This window comes from Candidatus Leptofilum sp. (genome assembly GCF_965223525.1).
GTDB lineage: Bacteria > Chloroflexota > Anaerolineae > Promineifilales > Promineifilaceae > Leptofilum.
In genome coordinates, this window is record NZ_CBDCWX010000005.1 from 1,911,727 (window position 1) to 1,936,921 (window position 25,195).

Consider the following 25,195-nt stretch of genomic DNA (forward strand, 5'->3'; position numbering starts at 1 on the left):
CTCTCTGTACGATTATGAATCTAATTGAAAGCATTCGCCTGGCCCTGGTTGGGCTGGCTGCCAACAAATTGCGCGCCTTCCTCACCATGTTGGGGATCATTATTGGCGTGGGGGCTGTTATCACACTCATTTCGGTTGGGCGGGGCGTTGAGGCTGTGGTGATTGATGAGTTTCAGGGCTTGGGGAATAATCTGCTTTTTGTATTCCCAGGCAATATTGACCCTACAGACCCCGCCGCCCCGGCAAGAGCAGGCGGCGCAGGGCTAACATTGGACGATGCCGAAGCGCTGGCCGACCCTTTTTTGGTGCCAGACGTGCTTGGTGTTGTGCCTAGCTACGACCGCCCCGCCATTGTTTTGCGGGGCAGGCAAGAGACGCGCACCACCATCTCTGGCACCAATACAGATTTCCCACAGGTGCGGAACTTTTATCCTGTGTTGGGCGACTTCTTCACAGAAACGGATTTGGCTAGCGGCAGTCGCGTTGCTGTAATTGGCCAAACGGTGTACGAAGAGCTGTTTGAGCCAGGTGAGTTTCCCATTGGCGAAGATATTCGGATCAACAACGTGAACTTCCGTATTATTGGTTTGTTGGAAGAAAAGGGTGGGTCTGGCTTTAACGACCAGGATGATTTGGTACTGGTGCCAATTAGTACCGCGCAACAGCGGCTGTTCCCAGCCCGACGTGCTGATGGCGAATTGCGTGTAGACATCATTTATACACAAGTTTTGGATGAGGATAGGCAGGAAGCTGCCATTATCCAAATGGAGGCGGTGTTGCGTGAACAGCACAATATTACCTTCCGTGATGAGGATGATTTTACTATCTTGAGCCAGTCGGAACTGCTGGGTGCTTTTGGCGAGATTACCAGCGTGTTGACGATTTTTCTGGGGGTGATTGCGGGGATTTCGCTGCTGGTGGGTGGCATTGGCATTATGAATATTATGCTGGTTAGCGTGACTGAGCGGACGCGCGAGATTGGTTTGCGAAAAGCGGTAGGAGCCAAATACAGGGATATTTTAACGCAATTTTTGGTGGAGGCGGTTGTTATTGCCAGTGTGGGCGGAGTGATTGGGTTGATTGTTGGGGCCATTGGTGCGGCGGTGATCAGTGATTTATCGCCGCTGCTAGAAACATCGGTAGATTGGAATTCTGTGGCGTTGGCGATTACATTTTCGGCAGGTGTGGGTCTATTTTTTGGGTTGTATCCGGCTACGCGGGCGGCCCGCCTGAACCCAATTGATGCTTTGAGGTACGAGTAGTTAAATAATGACTGAATTCTTGGTTCCGATAACGCAGAATGGGCAAATTAGCAAAATCGGCGGCAAAGGGGCGCAGTTGCGTGCGCTTATGGCGTTAGAGGCACGAGTGCCCAAAACGTTTGTGGTGCCGTGGGATGTGTGGACAAGGGGGATTGTTGATGAAACGGCCGTCCTCACCCAACTCCGCGCTGAGTTTTCCCAAAAACTGGATTTGTCTAAAGCATATGCGGTTCGCTCGTCGGCTAACCTGGAGGATGGCGGCGAATTTTCTTTTGCCGGGCAGTTTGCTACGGTGCTGAATGTGCAAGGGCTGAATGCGTTGGTAACGGCCGTTCAAACCGTGTGGGCCAGCAGCAAAACAGATGGTGTAAAAACATATTTGGCACAAGCCGGTATGGCCGATGACGTACTTAAAATGGCTGTGATCTTGCAGGAAATGGTGCTGCCAAAGGTTTCTGGCGTTGCCTTTAGTAAAAACCCAATGACAGGTTTTGATGAGCTTATTGTGGAAGCCGTTCCGGGTAGCGGCGAGGGGTTGGTGCAAGATGGCACAACCCCGGATCGCTGGGTTTATAAGTGGGGAGACTGGATTGCCAAGCCGGAACAAAGCCAAATTGGCCTCTCACTCGTTCAAACAGTAGTTGACGAGACGCGGCGGTTAGCAAAATTGGTGAAAGCCCCTATTGATTTGGAATGGGTGTACGATGGTACGGCCGTTTACATTGTGCAACTCCGCGAAATTAGTACCGCACGCCAGCTTAACATTTACTCTAACCGCATCTCGCGTGAGGTGCTGCCCGGCATCATTAAGCCGCTCATTTGGTCGGTAAACGTGCCGCTAGTGAACAGTGCCTGGATTGATATTTTTACCGAGCTGATTGGCTCCAACAAGATTGAACCCAACCATCTTTCTAAATCCTTTTTCTATCGCGCTTATTTTAACATGGGGGTGATTGGCCAGGTTTTTGAGGCGCTAGGAATGCCCAAAGAAACGCTGGAACTGATGATGGGGATTGATGAAGGTGGTTCTGAACGGCCGTCTTTTCGCCCCTCGCTAAAAGTAATGCGTCATTTGCCCCGCATGATTCGTTTTGGCTTGAGCAAAAGCCGTTTTAGCCGCCAGATTGATGCCTTTTTGCCGAAACAGTGGGCTGCGTACCGCACCTTTGACCAAAGTCGCATTCCCAACCTAAACGAAACCGAACTGCTGGCTGAGATTGATCGGTTACACCAATTAACGCAAACCTCGGCATACTTCAATATTGTGACCCCCTTGCTCATGCAGCTATACAGTGCCATGTTGAAGCGGCGACTGGAAAATCTGGGCGTCGCTTTTGAGACGTTTGATTTGAAAGAGGACATTTCAGAAGCGTTGGCACAATATGATCCCAATGTGCATTTGCAGCGGCTTCATCAACTTTTTATGGTGCAGGATACGGCCGTACAGCAAAAACTCCAGCAAGGGCAATATGAGGCAGCACCGCAACTGGTTGCCAAAGTAAATGCGTTCATCGAGCAGTTTGGGCATCTCAGCGACAGCGGCAACGATTTTTCGGCCGTTCCCTGGCGCGAAAATGAATCTTTGGTGTGGCAAATGGTGGCGAATTTTGCTCAACTCAGCGGTTCCGGAGAGAAGAAAACAACCCTAGCCAGCCTGCCAATTTCTGGCTGGCAGCGATTCCGCCTGACGCGGTCGGTGCGTCGCGCCGCCAACTTTTTACTGTATCGGGAAGCGATTGGCTTTTTGTATACCTATGGCTACGGTTTGTTCCGCCTTTACTTCCGAGCCTTGGGCGGCCGTTTTGCCAAACGTGGCTTGTTGGTACAAGCAGACGATATTTTCTATTTGTATTTGGCGGAGGTACGGCAGTTGGTGGCAGGTAAGCAAATAGATGGTGAGCCTAGGCAACTGGTCGCTGACCGGCAAGCAGATATTGAAGCAAACCGAGAGGCGGTGCTACCGGACATCATTTTTGGGGATGTGCAGCCACCGCTGGAGACGGCCGTTGAAATTGCCCAAACTTTGTACGGTACACCAACGTCTCCGGGATATTACAAGGGGCCGCTGCGCGTGGTTTCTGGGTTGCAAGATTTCGAGAAGCTACAGGCAGGGGATGTGCTAGTAATTCCATTTTCAGATGTTGGCTGGACGCCCCTGTTTACCAAAGCGGGCGCAGTAATTGCCGAATCGGGCGGTATGTTGTCGCATAGCTCCATTGTGGCGCGAGAGTATCAGATTCCGGCAGTCGTCTCTGTAACCGATGCGTGCCGTCTGCCAGATGGGGCAATCGTTTCTGTTGATGGGTACAAGGGGGAGATTTGGGTGCATGATGGCGCGGTGGAGTGATTTGTGATGAACATTTTTATTGCGGTGTTGGCCGCAATTATTGGGTATTTGCTAGGTTCCATTTCGGTAGCGCGTATCATGGCGCGGCTCTTTTTGCCGGGCGAGGATATTACCACCACTACGCTGCAAATTCCGGGCGCCGACGATAAGTTTGAAATGACTTCTGTAAGCGCGACGAGCCTCTCGCTGCGCGAAGGGCCGCGCATTGGCTGTACCACAAGCATTCTGGATATGTTGAAGGTGGCCCTGCCAACGCTGGCCTTTCGCCTGTTGTTCCCAGAGACCAGTGCCTACTTTTTAATTGCCGCCGGCGCTGGCGTGTTGGGGCACAATTTTCCTATCTATCATCGTTTTGTGGGGGGACGGGGCATTACGGCCGTTTGGGGCGGCTTGTTTGTTATAGATTGGTTGGCTGTGCCTATAACCACGGTGCTGGGTACGATACTGGGTTTGGCTGCCAAAGATGTGCTGCTAGCGTACTCTGGCGGCATTTTGCTGCTTATTCCCTTGATGTGGTTGCGGTTTCAAAGCTGGGAATTTGTGGCCTACGCCCTGTTTGTGAACGGCATGTATTGGTGGGCAATGTGGCCCGATCTGGTGAAATATTTGGAATTCAAGCGGGCAGGCAAGGCTGACGACATGATTGCCGTGCTAGAGCAAACAGATATGGGGCGCGGCCTCAAATACATGCGTAAGTATGGCCTCATTAAAGATAAAAAAGAGGATGCGTAACTGGGCGCTTTCCTAATGATGAACTTGACTGAAAACATCAAAATTGCATTTTTCAGCCTGGCTGCCAACAAGCTGCGGGCTGCCTTGACCATGCTGGGTATTATGATTGGCGTGGCGGCAGTGATTACCTTGCTTTCTATTGGGGACGGCGTGACGCGTTTTATTGCGGAACAGTTTTCTGGTTTGGGCAGCAATCTGGTCTTTATTATCCCCGTCCAAGAAGAACCGGGACGACCTGGGGCTGATCCACTTACTGAATCAACATTGACCTTGCGTGATGTGGAGCTATTGTCTGATACGGCGCGCGTGCCGGGTGCGGCGCAAGTGTCGCCGACGGTACTGCGTGATGTTGAATTGCAATACCAGGGCGAGGTGCATAATGTGACGCTACGGGCCTCTACGCCAAATTATGGTGAGGCGTTTGGTTTAGATGTTGCTAGGGGCACGTTTTATTCAGGGACAGATTATAACGGCCGTACCCGCGTAGTTGTCATTGGGCCAGATACCGTCAGTGCGCTGTTCCCAGAAGATATTGATCCGCTAGGTGAAGATATTCGCATCAACGGCTTGAGCTTCCGGGTGATCGGCATTTTAGAATCGGTGGGTGCCAGTAGCTTTGGCGGTAGTCAAGACGATGTGGCGATCGTGCCTTTGACCACGGCGCAAGAGCGGCTGTTTAACAACCGTAGCCAGCGCACAGGCGCATATTTGGTGGATGCCATCTTGATTCAAGCGGTGGATGAAGCTGCCATTGACGGCACCATCATTGATGCTTCCGAGGTGCTGCGCCAATCCCACAACATCAACTTCCGGGATGAAGATGATTTCCAGATTCTGACGCAGCAAGATTTTCTGAATGCGTTTGGCTCTGTTACCAGCGTGCTAACCGTCTTTTTGGGGGCGATTGCCTCGATTTCGCTGCTGGTGGGGGGCATTGGCATTATGAACATCATGTTGGTGAGCGTGACGGAGCGCACGCGGGAGATTGGATTACGCAAGGCGATGGGGGCCAAGCGGCTGGACATTTTAGGGCAATTTTTAACGGAAGCGGTGATTATGGCCGTGTTGGGTGGGGTATTGGGCATTATTTTTGGGCTGATCGGGGCGTTTGCGGTGCGTACGGCCGTACCTGAACTAGACACCTCGGTAACGTTTAATTCCATCGCGCTGGCTGTGGGTTTTTCTGTAGCGGTGGGGCTGTTTTTTGGCATCTACCCCGCCTCTCGCGCCGCTGCGCTAAACCCAATTGATGCGCTGCGCTTTGAGTAACGTTCATTCCTCTTTGTTTTGCTGGAAGCGTTTAGGTGACAGTCACTTTTTTCCAGAGGTGATTACAATATCCAAACCATTTTGAAGTGACTGTCACCTCTGGGACTGAACGCTTACGTTTTGTACAAAAAACATAAAAAATTGTGAATCAGATTTGAAGCCGCTGTCTGGCTCTTCATAAATGTAGTTGATATGCTGTGCGGCCAAAATTGGCCAGTTGGGGTGATTCTTGGCGAAAAATTGCTTGAGCTGTTGCTCTTTTGTTTTGGATTTATGAACAAAAAGGCAAATCAGCCCGCCAGGGTTGAGCCGTGTGGTAAGCGTATACAGCAACGCCAATTCCTTTTTCAAATCCTTCTTGTAAAAATGCAAAATTGAGTTTAGCACGATGGCATCGTAGCTTTGCTGGAACGCATAGTCGAAAAAGTTGGCAACGATGCCGTTGATCGCAAGATTTTTGGCTTTGGCAGCGACTAACATTTGGCTAATCCCTTGCTGGGAAGCGTCGAGGCCGGTGACGTTGTAGCCCAACTCGGCCAAGAAGAGTGCGTCTCGTCCCTGGCCGCAGCCAACGTCTAGAACGCTCCCTTTTGGTTCCCAGTCGTGCATGAAGGCAACAAATTGAGGATACGGCCGTCCAAAAAGATTTTCCTGCTGATAATGCGTGTCGTAACTGCTCATCGTCTGATCATACCGTCCTCAAATCGTTTCGTCTAACTGATCGCGGCACAGTTTTGGACGGCCGTTTCTGCTATAATCGGCGGCTCATAAAAAGGATTTTGTTTATGCACGTAGCCATCAATGCCGCGTTTTGGAATCGGCCAAATTCAGGGAGTGGACAGTACACGCGCCAGCTTGTGTATCAGTTGAATCATTTGGTTTCTGACCTGACGATTACGCTGATATACCCGCAGGTGATTGGGGAATCAGAGCCAGAAATGGTGCCACCAAGTGTGAATGTGAAGCTAGTGCCTGTGCGCCCCGGTAACGTGGGCAAGGTATGGTTTGAGCAGCGGCTGTTTCCTCGTGCCTGCCGCGAGGTGGGGGCGACGGTGGCGCATGTGCCGTACTGGGGTGGCCCATTGCAATCCCCCATACCGCTGGTCGTCACCGTGCATGATCTCACAACGCTGCTGGTGCCTGAATATAGACGGCCGTTCCGCACCCGTCTTTACAATGCCCTTGTCGCTACATCTGCCCGCGGGGCCACCCGCATCATCACCGATTCAGATGCCAGCAAGCAGGATATCATCGAGCATCTGCACATTCCCGAAGACAAAATCGAGCGGATTTATCTAGCGGCTGGATCGCAGTTTAGCACGCAAGACAGTGGGCTGTTGGAGATGGCCGTACTGCGGAAGTACGATCTACCTGAATTCTATGTGCTTTACCTCGGTGGGTATGAACTGCACAAAAACGTGACAACCTTACTGCTGGCCTGGACATACGTGGGGCAGGCGTTGGGAGAAGATTATCCGCTGGTGCTGGCGGGCAAAAAACCAACGCAGGCCAACGAAATTTATCCAGATTACGATAATTACATCAAGCAGTTGGGCATTGAAGGGTATGTACGCTGGATTGGCTACGTGGAGGAAGAAGACAAACCTGTACTTTACCGGAATGCAGAAACGTTTGTGTTTCCGAGCCGCCGCGAGGGGTTTGGACTGGGCGTGCTAGAAGCGATGGCCTGCGGCACGCCTGTGGTAACGACAACGGCCGCATCCTTGCCAGAAGTTGTTGGCGACGCCGGGTTTGCGGTGGCACCTGATGATGCGCGAAACATGGCCGGAGCTATTATCTCCACTATTATTCAAGACAATCTGCGGGCGGAGCTGCGGCAAAAAGGGCCACAGCAGGCGGCCAACTTCTCTTGGGAAAAAACCGCCACGGAGACTCTGTTGGTGTATGATGCGGTGGTCGGTAATCGGTAATCCGTTATCTGTAATCGGTATTTTACTGATTACTGTTCACCGATTACCGATTACTGTCCTTGCCCAAGCTGAATTGAGTTCACAATGTCGGCCATGAGCTGACCGTATTCATTGTTTTGATTTGCATCATGCACGGCGGCGACAACGGCCGTTAAGTTCACCGTTAAATTTTCTATCACCACATAGCGGAGAATGATCTCATTGCCGTCGCTGTCTTGCCCGCGCAGCACTGTTTGTACGGCCGTTTGGGCATTGATGTTGGTGGTTTCAACCTCTTGAAGCAGCTCTGTCCATTCCTGATTGCGGAATGTGCGAACGGCCGCTTCCACCATCTCTGTGGCGTTGGCCGCACCAGTAAACAGAGAAGGTGTCACGGTGATGTTAACGCGAGCACCTTCTGCAACCCCGCTTGTCAACAGCGCTTCCTCAGATGCTATCGTAATCGAATCTTCGTTGTCGCTAATAGTCCAGCCTTCTGGCATGTCAAAGCGAATGGCGTAATTTGGGCTACTGTAAGGCACCATTGTTACTTCACTTGCGCCACACGCCAGCAAAAAGAGGGGAACCAACAAGATAAAAACCAGACGTTTCATGCAAAAATCTCCTTCGAAAATAAATTAGCCACAGAGACCACAGAGGAAAAAGAGAAATCTGTTGGATATTCTGATTTTCATTCATGGTGGCCGGCGCAGCCGATGAACTCTCCTTCAAAAAGAGCAGATAACTGTACCGACAGTAGCTTGCCTGCACAAGCTAACCAAACCAATTAAGCCAAATTGGCGCACTTTTCACTTATACGGGTTGCGATCCGATTCTGGGGCATGTAAAATCCGCCGAATTTTGGTACACAACGCACAGTAAACAACTGGAGTTTTATGACAGTTCATCATCAATTAGCGGCCGTTTTGCAAGAAGCAGTTCAGACCGCCCAAACTGCCGGGGCGTTGCCCTCTTTTGATCCGCCAGAAATTACCATTGAACGGCCGCGTGATGCCTCGTTTGGTGATTATGCCTCCCCCACGCCGCTAAAGCTGGCGCGAGTTGCCCGCATGGCGCCCATCAAAATTGCCCAGGCAATCGCCGATCATTTGCCCGCCACCGACTACATTGCAGAAGTGACCGTTGCGCCACCTGGATTTATCAATATTCGCCTTACCAATGAGCGGCTCCAGCAGGTGTTGGTGGATGTGTTGGCAGAAGGGGAGGAGTACGGCCGTATCCACCTCGGCAACGGCAAAAAAGCCCAAATAGAGTGCGTGAGTGCCAATCCAACGGGGCCAATTCATATTGGCCGAACTCGTGGTGGCGTGATGGGTGACACCCTCGCCCGTGCCATGCGCCTGGCTGGTTACGATGTGGTGCTGGAATATTATTACAACGACGCGGGTCGCCAAATCACCATGCTGGGCGAATCCACCAAAATTCGTTACCTGCAACTGCTCGGCCAGGATGTGGAACTGGGAGCAGACCATTACAAAGGCGACTACATCATCGACATTGCCCGCGAACTGCAAGCCGCGCATGTTGACGCGCTACAAAACGAACCAGCCGACTATTTTGGCAATTATGCCAAAGATAAAATTTCCCAAAGCCAAAAAGAGACACTACGCCGCATCAACATCGTGTTTGATGTTTACTTTAACGAGCAAAGTTTGTATGAAAACGGCCGTGTCTGGGAAGCGCTAGAAACCCTACAACAAAAAGGGCATGTCTACGAAAAAGATGGTGCCCAATGGTTCAAAACCACTGAATTTGGCGACGACAAAGACCGCGTACTTGTCAAAAAAACCGGCGAACCCACCTACCGAATGCCAGACATCGCCTACCATTGGGACAAAGCCCAACGCGGCTTCGACCTCGTCGTAGACATTTTTGGCCCAGACCACCATGCCACCGCCCCCCAAGTGCTCATGGGTGTTCAGGCACTCGGCTACCCCACGAATTTTGTGCGAACCGTCCTGCACCAAATCATCAGCATCATCAAAGATGGCCAGGAAATGAAGATGAGCACCCGCGCTGGCACCTTTGTTGCCCTCGACGACGTGCTAGACGAAGTGGGTCCAGACCCCATCCGCTATTTCATGATCTCTCGCTCTGGCAACAGCCCTATAGACTTTGATCTCAATTTGGCGCTGGAAAGATCAGACAAAAATCCGGTTTACTACGTCCAAAACGCTCACGTTCGCTGTGCTGGCATCTTCCGCAAATGGGCCGAAGCAGGCGGTGCACCGGATGCCGATGCCGAAGCTGATCTTAGCCTGCTCACCCATGAAAATGAGCTAGCGTTTATGCGGAAAGCGATGGAGCTTTCTGCAGTCATTGAGCAAATGACCCTCACGTCTGAACCGCACCACATTGCCTTTTACGCTTATGATTTGGCTGCAGCCTTCCACCCAGCCTATGAAAAATGTCGGGTTCTACACGATGATGTACCGGAGCCGCTTCGTCTGGCACGTCTACGTTTTTACTGGGCGGCCAAGCAGCTTTTTGCCCACGTGCTTAACCTGATGGGCATGAGTACACCAGAGGTGATGTAATTTCTCAGTTACCCAATTACTATAAAAGCAATTGGGTAATTATAAAACTTATGTAAAGGATTTTGTATGGCTATTAAAGCAGATAGTTGGATTCGCCGCATGGCAAAAGAACACAGAATGATTGAACCTTTTGTAGATGGACAGGTTCGGGAAGGCGTCATCTCTTACGGATTGTCATCCTATGGCTATGACATTCGCGTAACCAACGAATTTAAGATTTTTACCAATGTGCATTCGGCCGTTGTCGATCCCAAGCATTTTGATCCCAAATCATTTGTTGATTTTAAGGGGGACGTTTGTGTCATTCCGCCCAACTCCTTTGTTTTGGCACAAACGGTGGAATATTTCCGCATACCGCGTGATGTGCTAACGGTTTGTTTGGGGAAATCCACCTACGCTCGTTGCGGTCTCATTGTCAACGTAACCCCCTTCGAGCCTGAGTGGGAAGGTTACGTAACGCTAGAAATTTCTAACACCACGCCACTGCCAGCACGGGTTTATGCCAACGAAGGCATTGCCCAGGTGCTCTTCTTCCAGTCCGACGAAATTTGCGAAACATCCTATGCTGATCGCAAGGGAAAATACCAAAAGCAGCAAAGCATTGTTCTGCCGCGAATTTAGTCATACTGGCAACCCAAAAATTGGGTTGCTAGCTCGATGAAATTGCGAAAACAGACGATATATTTGCTTGTTAGAAAACACCCGATATAATTCGGGTCTTCCCTGATTTAGGGCGCTTAGCTCAGTTGGTTAGAGCACTTCGTTTACACCGAAGGGGTCGGGGGTTCGAGTCCCTCAGCGCCCATTTTCTCCCCTTGTTATCCATCTACATTTTGCTATAATCCCGATTGTGACAAAAAGCACACAATTACCCATGTTGTTTTCCGTCAACTGGTGATAAATCGCTGGAACAATCTTCGTGAAGAAATAAAAAGTAGGAGAATAGCCTCATGGCAAATGCAGCCGTAAGTGCCGAAGCAAAAGGCGGCGGTATCTCAAGACGAGAATTTCTTTATTACATTTGGGGAGCTTCCATTGCTCTTTATGCTGCCCAATTCACTGGCTTGTTGGTTTGGTTTTTGCTGCCTCGTTTTCGTGAAGGCGAGTTCGGTGGCAAGTTCACTATTTCAATTGATGAACTGCCAGCGGTCAATGCTGAACCAACTAATGTTCCTGCGGGTCGTTTCTGGCTTGTAAACCTAGATACAAGGCAAGGAAACGAGCTGATGGCAAAAGCACCGGATGAGTCAGAAGAAATTGTAGGGGTGGCGGCGATTTATAAGGTTTGCACCCATTTGGGCTGTATTTATGCCTGGACGCCTGCCAACAATCGGTTTGAGTGCCCTTGTCACGGTTCCAAGTATCGGTTAGACGGCCGTCGCATTGAATCTCCCGCCCCTCGTTCCCTGGATCGATTCAGTATGGAATTTTTAGATGCCGACAAAAACCCGATCCCTGGTACTCAATCTGAGTTAGTAAACGACTTTATTGCCCCAGTGCCATTGCCTGACAACGCTGCCTTTATCAGCGTTGATACCGGTGACCGCATAGTGGGACCAAGACAATGTTTGCTTGGCGACCTTACACAAGAGTGTCCATAGAAAAGTACCCATAAATAAAGAGGAATTAAGGAGTTAGAGAATGGCTACCTTTTTTGAACAAGTTAGCGAAATGGGGGTAAAGCAAGCCATCGTCACCAAAGCCGATGACGTGGTAGAACGGCTGACCGCTGGGATGAACATCAGCGACATTCGTGGTGCTTTGCGCGGGGATGAGCCTCGTCGTCCCAACCCCCGTTTACGACCTCATGCAGATAGCTTCTGGTTCCATATTCGGCCCAGCTTTTATCATACCGAGGTAACACATATTTACCCTACCTTCCGGTTGGGTTGGCTTTCCACCTTCATGTTTGTATGGGAAACCATCACGGGTATTATTTTGATGGTGTTTTACACACCCAGCCCCCTTGTTGCGTACGACAATATGTGGAATATTTTGAGCAATGTGCCGCTTGGTCAGCTTATGCGTAACATGCATCGTTTGGGTGCAGAAGCAATGGTATTAGTAGTGGCTTTGCACATGCTCAGGACGTTTATAACAGGCAGCTACAAAAAGCCGCGCCAGTTCACCTGGGCAACTGGCGTAATTTTGCTAACCTTTACCGCTTTATTGAGCTTCTCAGGGTATTTGCTTCCCTGGGATCAGCTAGCTTATTGGGCTTTAACAGTATTCCTTTCGGGGGCTGAGGCAGCTCCTGCACCAGCGGAATTTAATGCCAACGTGCTGCTCATTTTACAAGGTGCGCCATCGTTGGGTGCAGGCGGTTTGCTGCGTTGGTATCTTTTCCATGTTTTGCTATTGCCGTTGCTTACTGCAATATTCTTTTTTGTGCACTATTACAAGGTGGTGCTTTACGGGATTTCCTTACCCCCTGGGCGAGAGGAAATTGGTGAAGATACGGCCAAGCGTGTGCCCAGGAATGAACGCACCTATTTTACGCCTGATATTTTGACAAGTGAGTTAATGTGGACAGCGCTTACCACGCTGTTCCTGGTGGCCGGGTCGTTATGGTTCTGGGATGCGCCATTAGAGACTCACGCTGATCCTGTTGTGACGCCGCTGCATGTGGTAGCACCCTGGTATTTGTCCTGGTCACAGGGGTGGTTGAAGCTGGCTCCCAAGACGGTTGTTATTGGGTTCATCCCGGTACTCATTGTGATGTTTATGCTGATGCCTTATGTAGAGGTTGGCAAAAGCCGCCGTTATGCTGACCGTCGGGTTGGTTTAACGGTCGCCTCTCTATTCTTTGCGGCCATGCTGGTTTCCAACTGGATGGGGTCACCTGAATACGCTGTAGAGTCCTCACCAGAGTTAGAAGTTGCTCAAGAAGTTATGCCTGAAGAGGGACCGAATGTGTTGAAAGGTGTACCTTACGAATATCTGACGCCAGGTCTTTACGAACCAAATGAAGAGGTTGCTGATAATCCCTATCTAACGCGCGCCTTAGAAGAGTTTGAGGCCGCTATGCAGAACCATAGCTGTGTTTTGAATGGCAACCCCAATATGCAGCGAGACGGTGTTTGGGATGATTGTCGGATAATTGTAAATGAAAATACGGGAGAAGTATCGTATGGCAACGATTTTGGTGATAACGCCATGCCAGACCCGTATGCTTTGCTGCGAATTAGCCAGGAACAGGCCAATATGGTGCGCTTAACGCTCATCTTTGAAGTACCTGATCCTGAAACCCCCGGTGAGTTTTTAGTGCAATCTGGTGATTCTATTTATGCTTTCCGGCATGAAGGGTCTTTCTATGAAGAGGAATGTCGGTTCATAAATAAAGATTGCTAAGTAGCCGTTAAGCCCATTCGCCATTTCCGTAGCGCATTCATGCGCCTTTATTCTGCGAATGGGCACTAAACACAAATTTGTAGGTCTGTTAAAAGTTTAAGACAGGTTTGCAATGATTCGTTAAAAGCGATATGAGGATACGCTTATGCAAGTAAAAATTGTGATTGGGACGATCGCATTTATGTTGACGATGATCATTTTGGGTTACGCAGCCCTGCGTGAGCCGGAGCGCCTGGAGCATTTTACACATGCGCGTGAGGGTCGCACGATTGAGACTGGGGCGAAGATTTATATTGATAACTGTTCAACTTGTCATGGCGTGGCGGCAAAGGCTGAAGAGTGCTACGATGCTGGTGGGGAATTGACGGGTTGCCAGGGTGTGCCATTAAACAGTTACTGGCTGGTTTGTGGTGATCAGCCAGAGCAGTTGGTGAACGCGCGCTTTGAGGGCACAAAAGAGCAGTTTATTGAGCGTACGATTGCTGCCGGGCGATCTGGCACAGTGATGCCTGCCTGGGCTGCTCAGTTTGGTGGGCCGTTCCGGGATGATCAGGTGAAAGACGTAGCAGCTTATGTCTTAAACTTTGCTGATGATGATTTTTGTTCTGTGGAGCCAAGCCGGTTTGCTTGGCCAGAGGCAGTTGCTGATCTTTTGGTTATGGATACAGAAGAGTTTACGGCCGTACCCGGCGATCCTGAAAATGGGGCTGAACTGTATGCGAGCACTTATGGCTGTTCTAGCTGCCACGGAACGATTGATGAGCCGGGTTCAAATACCCAGGGTCCGTGGTTAGGTGATATTGCAGAGGTCGGTGCAACCCGCGTTGAAGGTCAAACGGCCGCTCAGTATGTTTATGCTTCTATTTTGAACCCCGATGCCTTTATTGCCCCGGATTGCCCGAATGGCCCGTGTACTTCTCCAAGTGCCATGTCTGCTGGCTTTGGGTCTAGAATAGGTGCGAATTCACCACAAGATATGATTGACTTGCTTGTCTATCTAGTTGGCGAATAACCAGATTTTGAAATAGTTTGCTGAATTAAAGAGGACCCAGCCAAGCGGCTGGGTCTTTTTTGTTGAATCTTAGCTAAAATCTTTCACTTTTGTGCCGCAATTACGACAAAACTTATCGGTGGCTTGCAGCGATTCGCCGCATTGGTGGCAAAAGTTTGCTTTTGTGGAGGAAGGTTTTGGGGCGGCAACGGCCGTTTTCTTTGCAGGTTGTTTGCGGGCGCGTTGCGGCTTGGGCTTGGCGGAGCGGCGACTTTGGCTGGCGTTGCGCTGGTTGATGATGTACCAAACGGCCGTTCCCACCAAAATGAGTACGCCTAGACCAATTAGTAGTGTAGGCCAATCAAAAGCAGTTTCCTCATCCTGTACCGGCACGGCATCTAAAATCGGAACGTCTTCCTCATCCTGCACCAAAAAATCTACCGTTAGCGTGGCTACACTCATCGTATACCCAACCTCCAAATTGTAGCTGTCGCCAGCAGCAACGGCATGGCTAGGCAGCACATGGTAGGTTAAGCCATCTTGCCCCTCCACGACGTTGCTTGCTGGTGGTACAGTATTGACCTCTGTGGCGGCAAAAGGCTGTTGCAGCGTAACGTTCATCTGCTCGATAGCCATGTCTGATTGCCAGGAAAAGGTAAAGCTGCGTTGCGTGTTGGAAGCTGCGTACGGTTGATAATACTCTACCCGAAAACGAAGGTTTGGGGTAGTGAAGGTGACTTGATTGTCAGTTACTTGTGGCGTGATGCCCTGATCCGTCAAATTGCCCTGAGGCGTAAAGTGCGCCGCCACATTAAAATCGGTGCCTTCTGGCAAAGGGAAGGTGAGCGTGGCGGGCAATGCCGTATCGGCCGGCAAAGCTCCCGTGAGCAAAACCAACACTGCTTCCCTGTCATAATCCGGCCAAAGTTCAACATCCAATGATTGTAGAGTAACGGCCGTTTGCGCCTGAACCATCATCGTGGGTAAAAATAAGAAAGCAATCAACAAAAATAGCGTTCGTTTCATCAAAAATCCTTTTCTACATTAGGCATGGCCACGCAGCCGAATGCGGTTGGCACGGCAGTGGGGGCATTCCAACTCGGTGTAGTCGCGCCCACAGGTGCGGCAGGTGCGCGTCTGTACCGGACGCTCATCTTCCAGTGAGCCAAGAACGAGCACCATTTCTTCCCCTTGGTGCTTTTCTAAAAATGTGGTGAGGTCATGACCGCCAATTTGCCAACGGCCGTCTGCCGATTGTGTCACCACACCATTCATCACGTCCAGCTTCATTTCATAAGCCGCTGAGGCTAGCTTCAAGATCGCGGCACGTCGAATTGATGCCATAATCGTTTCCTTTACCCTTTTATCCAGTGAACAAAAATCTGCAACGAATTAACGCAAATTTGTAATTCGAGAAAATTCGTGCTAATTCGCTGCCACGATCTTTTTGGCTTGCCCAGGTTAGCGTCATCGCATTGCCTGATTATTCTGTGTAGCCTATTATACCGGAGCAAATACGTTGTGGCTGGTGGTTGGCAGTTGCAATAACCAGCCGCTAACCGCCAGCCACTATTTTAAGGAGAATCGCGTGACGGATAGCAACGAGAAGTTGACCCACGATTTGGCCGTTTTGCAAGAGATGGCTGCTCAAATGAGCGATTATTTGAAGAGCGAGACGCTATTTTGGCCGATGGGGCATGGCGGAATGCCCAAACTGACGCTAGGCGGCTACTGGCTGCGGCAGCATCGGCTTACTGCGTTGCACCACCTGCTAACTGGTGAACAGCAGGCACAGCTTTCGGCGGCGATTAAAACGTTTGAAACGGCTGTCTCCCCCTGGGTTGTCCGCACTGAGCAGCGTGCCCACACCGAACTCGCCGCCCGCATCCGGCAATGGGATGAATATTTGCGCGATTTGCGGGAGAAGCGCGGCGAAAACACAGGTGCCTACCCAGCACAGGTCGAAGTTCGTGCTATCATTGCCGCTTTAGTAGCGCAACTGCAACAAGCCCCCTATCAGCTTGATGGCAAGCTGCTGCAATCTGTCCTTACCCAAGACAAAGGATTGCGCGCCCGTTTCGCCAGCGGCAATGTTGTCTGGCCTGATGAATGGCAACCTGCTTACCCAGAACCGGAATTTTGGTGGCTATACGGCCGTCCCAAATAACCCATACCACACCGCCACAGAACACCTCTTAAAACTCTGTGTCCTCTGTGGCAAAAAAAGAGGAAAAATGACCAAACCAACCTTCAAATGGGCCGATCCCTTCCTGCTCAACGACCAACTCAGCGACGAAGAGCGCATGATCCGCGACTCCACCCGCGACTACTGCCAGGGCAAGCTCCTGCCCCGCATTCTGGAAGCCAATCGGCACGAAACCTTTGACCGCGCCATTTTCAATGAGATGGGCGAGATGGGTCTGCTCGGCGCCACCATCCCCGAAGAATACGGCGCGGCCGGACTCAACCACATTTGCTATGGTCTCATCGCCCGCGAAGTAGAGCGTGTAGACAGCGGCTACCGCAGCACCATGAGCGTGCAAAGCTCCCTCGTGATGTACCCCATCTACACCTACGGCACCGAAGCCCAGCGGCAAAAGTACCTGCCCAAGCTGGCCAGCGGCGAATGGGTCGGCTGCTTTGGCCTCACCGAGCCAAACCACGGCAGCGACCCCGGCAGCATGGAAACCCGCGCCACCAAAACGGCCGACGGCTGGATTCTGCACGGCAGCAAAATGTGGATTACCAATTCGCCCATCGCCGATGTTTTTGTGGTTTGGGCCAAAGCGTATGGCCACGATGAAACTGAAGATGGCAAGATTCGCGGCTTCGTTTTGGAGCGGGGCATGAAAGGGCTCACCACGCCCAAAACGGAAGGTAAATTTAGCCTGCGTGCCAGCATCACTGGCGAAATTGTGATGGACGAGGTGCCGGTACCGGATGAAAATCTGCTGCCCAACGTGCAGGGGCTAAAGGGGCCGTTTGGCTGCCTGAATAAAGCCCGCTACGGGATTAGCTGGGGGGCACTCGGCGCAGCCGAATTTTGTTGGCACGCGGCGCGGCAGTACACCTTGGATCGGACGCAGTTTGGACGGCCGTTAGCTGCCAATCAGCTCATCCAGCTCAAACTAGCCAACATGATGACCGAAATCAGCCTCGGCTTGCAGGCTTCGCTGCGGGTAGGGCGATTGCTGGACGAAGGCAAAGCCACGCCGGAAATGATCTCTATCGTCAAGCGCAACGCTTGCGGCAAGGCGCTGGACATCGCCCGTACCGCCCGCGACATGCACGGCGGCAACGGCATCTCCGACGAATTCCACGTTATCCGACACATGATGAACCTGGAAGCCGTCAACACGTACGAAGGCACTCACGACATCCACGCCCTCATCCTTGGCCGCGCCCAAACCGGCATTCAAGCATTTATGTAAACAAAGACGCAGGTAGGGACAGGCACGGGGGCCTGTCCTAATTTGGACAGACACGGAGGTCTGCCCCTACACAAAAATTTGCCGTTTTTCTAGAATGAAATGAGAAATACTGTATCTGACAAAAGGTGAACCGATGACAAATAAACCTAACTGGCAAACCGTCAAAGAGTATGAAGATATTACCTACAAAAAATCAGACGGCGTCGCCCGCATTGCCTTCAATCGCCCCGCCGTACGTAACGCCTTCCGCCCCAAAACCGTCGGCGAACTGTACGAAGCGTTCCTCGACGCGCGCGAAGACACCGCCATTGGGGTGGTGCTACTGAGTGGCGAAGGGCCGTCACCCAAAGACGGCGTCTACGCCTTTTGCAGCGGCGGCGACCAAAACGCGCGCGGTCATCAAGGTTATGTAGACGACGAAGGGATGCCCCGGCTGAACATTTTGGAAGTGCAGCGGCTAATGCGCTTCATGCCTAAAGTGGTCATTGCCGTTGTGCCCGGCTGGGCGGTTGGCGGCGGTCACAGCCTGCATGTGGTCTGCGACCTCACCTTGGCCAGTAAGGAACACGCCATCTTCAAACAAACCGATGCTGACGTCACCAGCTTCGACGGCGGCTACGGCTCTGCTTATCTGGCCAAAATGGTGGGCCAAAAGCGCGCCCGCGAAATTTTCTTCCTGGGGCGCAACTACTCGGCACAGGAGGCGTACGAAATGGGCATGGTCAACGCCGTCATCCCGCACGACGAGTTGGAGGATACGGCCTACGAATGGGCGCAGGAAATCCTGGCCAAGTCACCCACCTCCATCAAAATGCTCAAGTTTGCCATGAACCTGACGGACGACGGCATGGTGGGGCAGCAGGTGTTTGCCGGGGAAGCCACCCGCCTCGCCTACATGACCGACGAAGCCAAAGAAGGTCGCAACGCCTTCCTGGAAAAGCGCAAACCCAACTTCAAAAACATCAAGTGGATTCCGTGACACAGTGACCAACCTCCCGGAGGTTTCTCGGCACAAAGTCCTCAAGAAAGAAGCCTCCGGGAAGTTTGCAGTAATCATTCTGCGTAGAACAAGGAATTTGTCGACACAAATATTATTATGACAAGTGATGAAATGAAGAAAACAATTCTGATAAGAATCAATGCGCTTGTAGAAATCGACGACATTGAATTGGATAAAGACGTCAATCAGCTTGATAAGCTAATATATGGACTGAAAGAAAATGCCGATGACCTGTTGGGATATGATAGAGCTTCAAATTTAGGGTGGATATCAACACAGACAATTGCTCTTGATGAAAATACAATGAACTGCGGCAAATGTTCTGTATGTAATTCATGGGTTACCGATAGAGAAAGACCAAACCCTGTGATTGGACTACAAAATGGTTCTATTTACAACGGCAAACTGCTTTGTGATGACCATCTTCCCGATGGACACAGGTGGGCTTTTTAACAAATAATCAAATAACGATAGCGTAGCCGCGGATTCTTTCCGCGGCTACGGTTCTGAACTCGGGCTTTTGCCAATGTTAAAAGTGGGCAAGAGTCTGATTTGGCGTTTTAGTCTGGTTTTCTTCATAAACATTCACATTAGCAGGCAGGGATTGCACTATAATCGGAGAAATTCTGACCATTTCATGATCCCTTTTTGCTAATGGAAGAGCAGACCCGTTCGGTAACAAGAGAAACAGATTTCCACTTTGGGCGCCTGCGGGCGCAGGCCAAAGCTTGGCTGCGGCGCGGCTGGCCGTTTGCGGCAGGCATTGTGGCGGCTTTTCTGGGCATATTGCTCTATTTCAACCTCTACCCTAACCCTATCCCCCTGACAGATGATGAAGTTGACCAAGTTGTGGTGAACGCGATGGCTTCGGCCACGCCACCACCATCTTACTCCTCGCAAGTTTACCAGGTAATTTTGCCGTCAATGGTGCTCATTCGCACCACGGGCGAAGATGCGGATGGTGAAGAGGGGAATGGTGTGGGCAGCGGCGTCATTGTGAGTGCCAATGCAGATATTTTGACCTCGCTGCATGTGGTGGCGGGGGCTACCGAGATTGAGATTTTTTATGCGGATGGGAGTGAGAGCACGGCCGTTCTCACCGCCGCTGACCCCGAAAATGATATTGCCGTCCTTACGCCTGCCCAACTACCAGAAGTGGTCGTACCGGCCGTGCTGGGCAACCCCAATGCCATGCGCGTGGGGGATGAGGCGTATGCCGTGGGCAACCCCCTGGGGCTAGCTGGCTCTATGAGCGCGGGCGTCATCTCTGGCTTTGACCGCACGCTGCCCATCAATGATGAGTTTGCGTTAACGGGGCTGATTCAGTTTGATACGGCCGTAAATCCCGGCAACTCTGGCGGCCCACTTTTGAACCGCAGAGGCGAAGTCATCGGCATCGTCACCGCCCTAGCCAACCCATCCGAGCAAAACTTCTTCATCGGCATCGGCTTTGCCGTACCAATTAACACCGCCGCCAGCGCAGCAGGCGCACCGCGCTATTAACGATTTTCGATTGACGATGTTGCAATCAAGATTTTCATAATTCATCCCTCATAATTCATAATTCCCAGAGGAGCGTCATGGAATTTTCGGCAAAACCAAACAGCGATAAACCAATGGAACGGGTGCTTTACGAGGTCAAAAAGATCATCGTAGGGCAAGATAATTTGCTAGAGCGGCTCATCGTCGCCCTGCTGGCGCGGGGGCATATTTTGGTAGAAGGCGTGCCTGGCCTGGCCAAAACGATGGCCATCAAAACGTTGGCGGGCGCAATTGGTGGGCAGTTCCAGCGCATCCAGTTCACCCCGGATTTGGTTCCGGCCGATCTCATCGGCACCCGCATCTACAACCAGAAGAGCGGCGAATTTAACACCTCGCTTGGCCCCGTCTTCACCAACCTGCTGCTGGCCGACGAGATCAATCGCGCCCCGGCCAAAGTGCAAAGCGCCCTGCTAGAGGTGATGCAGGAGCGGCAGGTGACGATTGGCCGCGAGAGCCATAAAGTGCCCAATCCATTTTTGGTGATGGCTACCCAAAATCCGATTGAGTCCGAAGGCACCTATCCCCTGCCGGAGGCGCAGGTGGACCGCTTCATGCTCAAGGTGCTGGTGGGCTACCCCAGCCAGACCGAGGAATTTGTGATTGTGGAGCGGATGACCAGCGCGGTGCAGGCGGTGCAGCGAATCGTCAGCACGGAAGATCTGTTGGCATTGCAAAAGGAAGTAGATGATGTGTACGTGGATCCGTCGTTGATGGAGTATGCCGTGAAGCTGGTGACGGCCACGCGGCAGCCCCAGTCAGTGGGGCAGGGCGATTTGGCGCAATATTTAACCTTTGGCGCCAGCCCACGCGCCTCTATCAATCTGATTTTGGCAGCGCGGGCGTTGGCCTTTTTGCGGGGACGAGGCTATGCCCTGCCGCAGGACGTCAGCGATTTAGCCTTGGACGTGATTCGCCATCGGCTGGTGCTTTCTTATGAGGCGTTGGCCGATAACGTGACCAGCGATGAACTGTTGAAGCGCATTTTGGCCGTTGTGCCCCAGCCGGAGGTGCCGCTGCATGAGCGGGCTTACAGCCGACCCCAACTATAAGCAGAAATCGCCCGACGAGATTTTGCAGCGGCTGGAGTGGCGCGTCATCCGGCGGCTGGATGGCCTGCTGCAAGGGGATTACCGCACCCTGTTTTACGGCACGGGCATTGATTTTGCCGACATTCGGGAGTATCAGGCCAACGATGACATCCGCCACATTGATTGGAACGTGACGGCGCGAATGGACAGCCCCTACGTGCGGCAATATGTGGAGGATCGGGACGTGACGGCCTGGTTTTTGCTCGACCTCAGCCCGTCTATGGGGTTTGGCCCGGCAGCGCGACCCAAGCGGCTAGTGCTGACGGAGTACGTGGCCACGCTGGCGCGGCTGCTCATTCGCAGCGGCAACCGAGTGGGGGCGATTTTGTACAACAGCCAGGTGGAGCAGACGATTCCGCCGCGTGGCAGCCGCAATCAGGTGCTGCGAATGATGCGCTCGATTTTACAGCAGCCCGGTGAAGCCAGCGGCCACGCCACCAATTTGACGCAGCTTTTGGAGGCAGGGCTGAACAGCTTCAAGCGGCGTTCATTGGTTTTTGTGATTTCTGATTTTATTAGCGAACCGGGCTGGGAACGGCCGTTAAACCTCCTCAATCGCCGCCATGAATTGGTGGGCATACGACTGTGGGATCCGCGCGAAGTTGAGCTGCCCGACGCAGGTATGATTGTGGTGGAAGATGCGGAGACAGGGGAGCAACTGCTGGTAGACACAAGCTACCCTGAATTTCGTCGCCGCTTTTTTGCTGCGGCAGAGCAGCGCGAAGCGGAACTCAAGGCAACGTTGAAGCGGGCTGGCGTGGATTTGTTTGGCATCTCTACGGAAGAAGAGTTAGTGGGGGCGATTGTGCGGATGGCCAGCTTACGCAAAAGGCGGCGGCGATGACATTTATCTGGCCGATCATGCTGCTTTCTTTGCTGCTGCTGCCGCTGCTGGTTTTGTACTACTTGCGGCAGGTGCGGCTGCGCGATCGTGACACGGCCGTACTCGGCCCGCTGGGTATTGTGCAAGGTGGGGATGGAACGGCCGTTGGCCGTCGCCGCCACTGGCCGCCAGCTTTTTTTGGCGTGGGATTAACTCTGCTGCTGTTCAGCCTCTCTCGCCCCGAAATGCCCATCAGCTTGCCCCGTATCGAAGGCACGGTGATTTTGGCGTTTGACGTTTCTAGCAGCATGTTGGCCGACGATTTGGAACCAAGCCGCATTGAGGCGGCCAAAGAGGCGGCTCGCACCTTTGTGGAAAACCAGCCCAGCACCGTTCGCGTGGGCGTGGTGGCCTTTAGCAATGGCGGGCTGGTGGTGCAGCCACCCACCGACGTGCAGGCTGATGTGCTAGCCACCATTGATCGCCTCACGCCGCAGGGTGGCACCTCGCTAGGCCAGGGCATCTTCACCGCGCTCAACGCCATCGCGGGGGAAGCCATCGTGCTGGATGAGGATGCACTAGAGGAAGGCAATCTGGCTGAAAGTGTGGAGGCGCTGCAAATTGAAGAATTTTCTTCGGCGGTGGTTGTGCTGCTTTCTGATGGGGAAAATACGGAGTTTCCGGAACCGCTAAACATTGCTCAGATTGCGGCTGAGGCGGGGGTGCGTGTCTACACGGTGGGCATCGGCAGCCAGGATGGGGCACAGTTAGAGCTGGATGGCTTTAATGTAGTGACGCAGCTCAATGAGACCACCCTGCAAGAGATCGCTAGTTTGACGAACGGCCGTTACTACGTAGCCACCGATGAAGAGGAACTGCGCGACATTTACCAGAACATTGATTTGCAGTTGACGATTCGCGGCGAAAGCATGGAAGTGACCTCGATTTTGGCTGGAATCAGCCTGCTATTCATGCTGGTCAGCGGAGCATTGTCGCTGTTCTGGTTTGGGCGGGTGCCGTGATTTTTAGATGCACTCTCGCTGTGGCCGGTCTCCAGACCGTGCCACCAAGCGGCACGGCGAGGACGCCGGCCACAGCCCAGTGGTGGGTGTTATGAATTTCCTTTGGCCTTGGCTGCTTTTGTTACTGCTCATTATTCCGTTGAGCATTGCCATTTACATTTGGATGCTGCGACGGCGGCGCAAGTTTGCCGTGCGCTACTCCAGCCTGTCGCTGATTCGGGCGGCGTTGCCCAAGCGGGCACGCTGGCGGCAGCATCTGCCGTTTGCCCTCTTTTTGCTGGGGCTAACGAGCCTGATTTTGGCACAAGCTCGCCCCGTGGCCGAGGTGGAAGTGCCGTTGAGCCGCACAACAATTATTTTGGCACTAGACATTTCACTGAGCATGTGTGCTACGGACGTGCCGCCTAATCGTCTAACAGTGGCGCAGGAGGCGGCCTTGGCCTTTGTGGATGAGCAAGCAGACGGAACGCAAATTGGCCTGGTTGCTTTTGCCGGATTTGCTGAACTGATCGTGCCGCCGACCAACGATAAGGAAGTGCTGCGTGATGCCCTCTCCAACCTTACTACCTCTCTGGGGACGGCGATTGGGAGCGCCACCTTGAAATCTATTGACGCCATTTCTGAGGTGAATACGGCCGTTTCGCCCAGCGGCCTCAATCTACAAACCGACGAGACGGTGACAGAGCTGGCCGAGACCTACCAGCCAGACATCATTGTGCTGCTGACGGATGGAGCCAACAGCCAGGGGCCACGCCCGCTAGATGCGGCCCAGCAGGCGGCCGATCGGCAGGTGCGCGTCTACACCATTGGCTTTGGCACGGATGAGATTCCAGAGATGGTTTGCACCCAAGAACAGCTAGGCGGGGACGCTTTCAACGACAGATTTGGGGGAGGCTTTGGCGGCGGATTCGGGGGAGGCTTTGGTGGGGGCAACTTCCGTCGCTTTTTGGTGATTGATGAGGAGACGCTGCAAGGCGTGGCCGATTTGACTGGTGGCGAATATTATCGTGCTGAAAGTGCCGACCAGCTTCTGGAAGTGTTCCAGGAGCTGCCCACCCAAATTATTTTGCAGAAGGAAGCCATTGAAATCAGCGTCTTTTTTGTGATAGTGGCGACTGTTTTTGTGGGAACGGCCGTTTACCTCTCCCTCAAATGGCGGCGCTACCCGTAGGCAACAACGAATTGGAATAACTACGAATTTTTCTGCTTAAAGAAGCTGTCATTCCCGCGAAAGCGGGAATCCACTTTGGCAACCACCTGGATGCCCGCCTGTGCGGGCATGACAATTGTTAAGGAACCTCACTTGAAACCATATGAACAGTTGACATTGAAAGGAAAATTGCGGCTGCTGCGGGGGTTGGCATTGGATGCGCTGGGGCGGTTTGGCGTTACGGCCGTTCGCCTCAAGCTTATCGGCACGGATACCAATCTTATTTACCGCGTTTGGGCAGATGATGGGCAGCAGTTTGCACTTCGGTTGGCTAATCCACAGTGGCGTGGGGCGGAAACGGCCGTTTCTGAAGCAATGTGGCTCGATGCCCTGGTGCAGGATACTGACATCCCCGTGCCAAAGATGTGCCGTTCGCCAAATGGGGACGCCGTCGCCTTTCCCCAGGCTGCGGGTGCGCCCACGAACCGCCATGCCGTGCTGATCTGCTGGCTGCCTGGCGTACTGCTGGAATTGTAAACCCTAGTTAACTTTTGCATTAACCACTGCTTGAATTTGGATGAACGGCTGTCAAACTTTTTGGATACGGCCGTTCACTTTCAAATGATCCCCTGCCATTGTTTACCTTCATCTTTTCGGCATAATCCCGCTTATGCAGAACTAACAGGTTTTTGCTGGATGCAAACTACATTATAAACGAA

General features: G+C 52.2%; 24 protein-coding genes and 1 tRNA gene. 21 read left to right on the top strand and 4 right to left on the bottom strand.

Annotated features, from left to right (window positions below; translation table 11 throughout):
* Nucleotides 1-14: 14 nt before the first annotated feature.
* From ACOQPM_RS13845 to ACOQPM_RS13860, 4 genes are read left to right on the top strand one after another with little or no spacing between them, the layout of a single operon-like run.
* On the top strand, nt 15-1,262 hold the full coding sequence (locus tag ACOQPM_RS13845; RefSeq protein WP_420629853.1) for an ABC transporter permease: 1,248 nt from the start codon (nt 15-17) through the stop codon (nt 1,260-1,262).
* Between the two features lie 7 nt (nt 1,263-1,269).
* Nucleotides 1,270-3,609 (top strand): PEP/pyruvate-binding domain-containing protein, encoded by a 2,340-nt coding sequence (locus ACOQPM_RS13850; RefSeq protein WP_420629854.1) that lies wholly within the window; start codon nt 1,270-1,272, stop codon nt 3,607-3,609.
* A 6-nt stretch (nt 3,610-3,615) separates the two neighbouring features.
* Nucleotides 3,616-4,341 carry a glycerol-3-phosphate acyltransferase gene (locus ACOQPM_RS13855; protein ID WP_420629855.1) on the top strand — a complete coding sequence of 242 codons (726 nt, stop codon included), beginning with the start codon at nt 3,616-3,618 and terminating at the stop codon, nt 4,339-4,341.
* A 15-nt stretch (nt 4,342-4,356) separates the two neighbouring features.
* On the top strand, nt 4,357-5,610 hold the full coding sequence (locus ACOQPM_RS13860) for an ABC transporter permease (RefSeq protein WP_420629856.1): 1,254 nt from the start codon (nt 4,357-4,359) through the stop codon (nt 5,608-5,610).
* Between the two features lie 93 nt (nt 5,611-5,703).
* Here the strand turns inward: ACOQPM_RS13860 and ACOQPM_RS13865 are convergent, their stop codons facing one another.
* Nucleotides 5,704-6,291 carry a class I SAM-dependent methyltransferase gene (locus ACOQPM_RS13865; protein WP_420629857.1) on the bottom strand — a complete coding sequence of 196 codons (588 nt, stop codon included), beginning with the start codon at nt 6,289-6,291 and terminating at the stop codon, nt 5,704-5,706.
* Nucleotides 6,292-6,395: 104 nt separating this feature from the next.
* Here ACOQPM_RS13865 and ACOQPM_RS13870 point away from each other — a divergent pair, with 104 nt between their 5' ends.
* Nucleotides 6,396-7,541, top strand: a complete 1,146-nt coding sequence (locus ACOQPM_RS13870) for a glycosyltransferase family 4 protein (RefSeq protein ID WP_420629858.1) — start codon at nt 6,396-6,398, stop codon at nt 7,539-7,541.
* A gap of 50 nt (nt 7,542-7,591) precedes the next feature.
* On the opposite strand, the gene ACOQPM_RS13875 is transcribed toward ACOQPM_RS13870, so the two are convergent.
* A complete protein-coding gene (locus ACOQPM_RS13875) occupies nt 7,592-8,134 on the bottom strand; it encodes a hypothetical protein (protein ID WP_420629859.1) in 543 nt (180 codons plus the stop codon).
* Between the two features lie 282 nt (nt 8,135-8,416).
* Between ACOQPM_RS13875 and argS the strand changes: the two genes are divergently transcribed.
* From argS to ACOQPM_RS13905, 6 genes are all read left to right on the top strand, one after another.
* Nucleotides 8,417-10,078, top strand: a complete 1,662-nt coding sequence (gene argS, locus ACOQPM_RS13880; RefSeq protein WP_420629860.1) for an arginine--tRNA ligase — start codon at nt 8,417-8,419, stop codon at nt 10,076-10,078.
* A 66-nt stretch (nt 10,079-10,144) separates the two neighbouring features.
* Nucleotides 10,145-10,699, top strand: a complete 555-nt coding sequence (gene dcd, locus ACOQPM_RS13885; RefSeq protein ID WP_420629861.1) for a dCTP deaminase — start codon at nt 10,145-10,147, stop codon at nt 10,697-10,699.
* 110 nt (nt 10,700-10,809) lie between these two features.
* Nucleotides 10,810-10,883: transfer RNA gene (locus tag ACOQPM_RS13890), tRNA-Val, on the top strand.
* Nucleotides 10,884-11,028: 145 nt separating this feature from the next.
* Nucleotides 11,029-11,679 (top strand): ubiquinol-cytochrome c reductase iron-sulfur subunit, encoded by a 651-nt coding sequence (locus tag ACOQPM_RS13895; protein ID WP_420629862.1) that lies wholly within the window; start codon nt 11,029-11,031, stop codon nt 11,677-11,679.
* Nucleotides 11,680-11,719: 40 nt separating this feature from the next.
* The gene (locus ACOQPM_RS13900) at nt 11,720-13,429 is read left to right on the top strand and encodes a cytochrome b (RefSeq protein ID WP_420629863.1); all 1,710 of its coding nucleotides are present in this window, start codon (nt 11,720-11,722) and stop codon (nt 13,427-13,429) included.
* A 145-nt stretch (nt 13,430-13,574) separates the two neighbouring features.
* Nucleotides 13,575-14,441, top strand: coding sequence for a c-type cytochrome (locus tag ACOQPM_RS13905; RefSeq protein ID WP_420629864.1), 867 nt, complete (start codon nt 13,575-13,577; stop codon nt 14,439-14,441).
* Nucleotides 14,442-14,510: 69 nt separating this feature from the next.
* Here ACOQPM_RS13905 and ACOQPM_RS13910 read toward each other — a convergent pair whose 3' ends face one another.
* Both ACOQPM_RS13910 and ACOQPM_RS13915 read right to left on the bottom strand, forming a co-directional pair.
* On the bottom strand, nt 14,511-15,446 hold the full coding sequence (locus ACOQPM_RS13910) for a zinc ribbon domain-containing protein (RefSeq protein ID WP_420629865.1): 936 nt from the start codon (nt 15,444-15,446) through the stop codon (nt 14,511-14,513).
* Between the two features lie 18 nt (nt 15,447-15,464).
* Nucleotides 15,465-15,764: a hypothetical protein gene (locus tag ACOQPM_RS13915; protein WP_420629866.1), complete on the bottom strand. Its 300-nt coding sequence runs from the start codon at nt 15,762-15,764 to the stop codon at nt 15,465-15,467.
* A 244-nt stretch (nt 15,765-16,008) separates the two neighbouring features.
* Here ACOQPM_RS13915 and ACOQPM_RS13920 point away from each other — a divergent pair, with 244 nt between their 5' ends.
* From ACOQPM_RS13920 to ACOQPM_RS13965, 10 genes are all read left to right on the top strand, one after another.
* Nucleotides 16,009-16,587 (top strand): hypothetical protein, encoded by a 579-nt coding sequence (locus tag ACOQPM_RS13920; protein WP_420629867.1) that lies wholly within the window; start codon nt 16,009-16,011, stop codon nt 16,585-16,587.
* A 67-nt stretch (nt 16,588-16,654) separates the two neighbouring features.
* The gene (locus ACOQPM_RS13925) at nt 16,655-17,851 is read left to right on the top strand and encodes an acyl-CoA dehydrogenase (protein ID WP_420629868.1); all 1,197 of its coding nucleotides are present in this window, start codon (nt 16,655-16,657) and stop codon (nt 17,849-17,851) included.
* A 133-nt stretch (nt 17,852-17,984) separates the two neighbouring features.
* Nucleotides 17,985-18,830 (top strand): 1,4-dihydroxy-2-naphthoyl-CoA synthase, encoded by an 846-nt coding sequence (locus ACOQPM_RS13930; RefSeq protein WP_420629869.1) that lies wholly within the window; start codon nt 17,985-17,987, stop codon nt 18,828-18,830.
* A 117-nt stretch (nt 18,831-18,947) separates the two neighbouring features.
* Nucleotides 18,948-19,304 carry a hypothetical protein gene (locus tag ACOQPM_RS13935; RefSeq protein ID WP_420629870.1) on the top strand — a complete coding sequence of 119 codons (357 nt, stop codon included), beginning with the start codon at nt 18,948-18,950 and terminating at the stop codon, nt 19,302-19,304.
* Between the two features lie 201 nt (nt 19,305-19,505).
* Nucleotides 19,506-20,354, top strand: a complete 849-nt coding sequence (locus ACOQPM_RS13940) for a S1C family serine protease (RefSeq protein ID WP_420629871.1) — start codon at nt 19,506-19,508, stop codon at nt 20,352-20,354.
* A gap of 77 nt (nt 20,355-20,431) precedes the next feature.
* Nucleotides 20,432-21,442: an AAA family ATPase gene (locus tag ACOQPM_RS13945; RefSeq protein WP_420629872.1), complete on the top strand. Its 1,011-nt coding sequence runs from the start codon at nt 20,432-20,434 to the stop codon at nt 21,440-21,442.
* Nucleotides 21,411-22,325 (top strand): DUF58 domain-containing protein, encoded by a 915-nt coding sequence (locus ACOQPM_RS13950; protein ID WP_420629873.1) that lies wholly within the window; start codon nt 21,411-21,413, stop codon nt 22,323-22,325. The genes ACOQPM_RS13945 and ACOQPM_RS13950 overlap by 32 nt, the downstream gene beginning before the upstream one ends.
* Nucleotides 22,322-23,326, top strand: coding sequence for a vWA domain-containing protein (locus ACOQPM_RS13955; RefSeq protein WP_420629874.1), 1,005 nt, complete (start codon nt 22,322-22,324; stop codon nt 23,324-23,326). The genes ACOQPM_RS13950 and ACOQPM_RS13955 overlap by 4 nt, the downstream gene beginning before the upstream one ends.
* 91 nt (nt 23,327-23,417) lie before the next feature.
* Entirely contained in the window at nt 23,418-24,497 is a 1,080-nt protein-coding gene (locus tag ACOQPM_RS13960; RefSeq protein WP_420629875.1) for a VWA domain-containing protein, read from the top strand.
* A 132-nt stretch (nt 24,498-24,629) separates the two neighbouring features.
* The gene (locus ACOQPM_RS13965; RefSeq protein ID WP_420629876.1) at nt 24,630-25,013 is read left to right on the top strand and encodes a hypothetical protein; all 384 of its coding nucleotides are present in this window, start codon (nt 24,630-24,632) and stop codon (nt 25,011-25,013) included.
* The last annotated feature ends 182 nt before the right edge of the window (nt 25,014-25,195 follow it).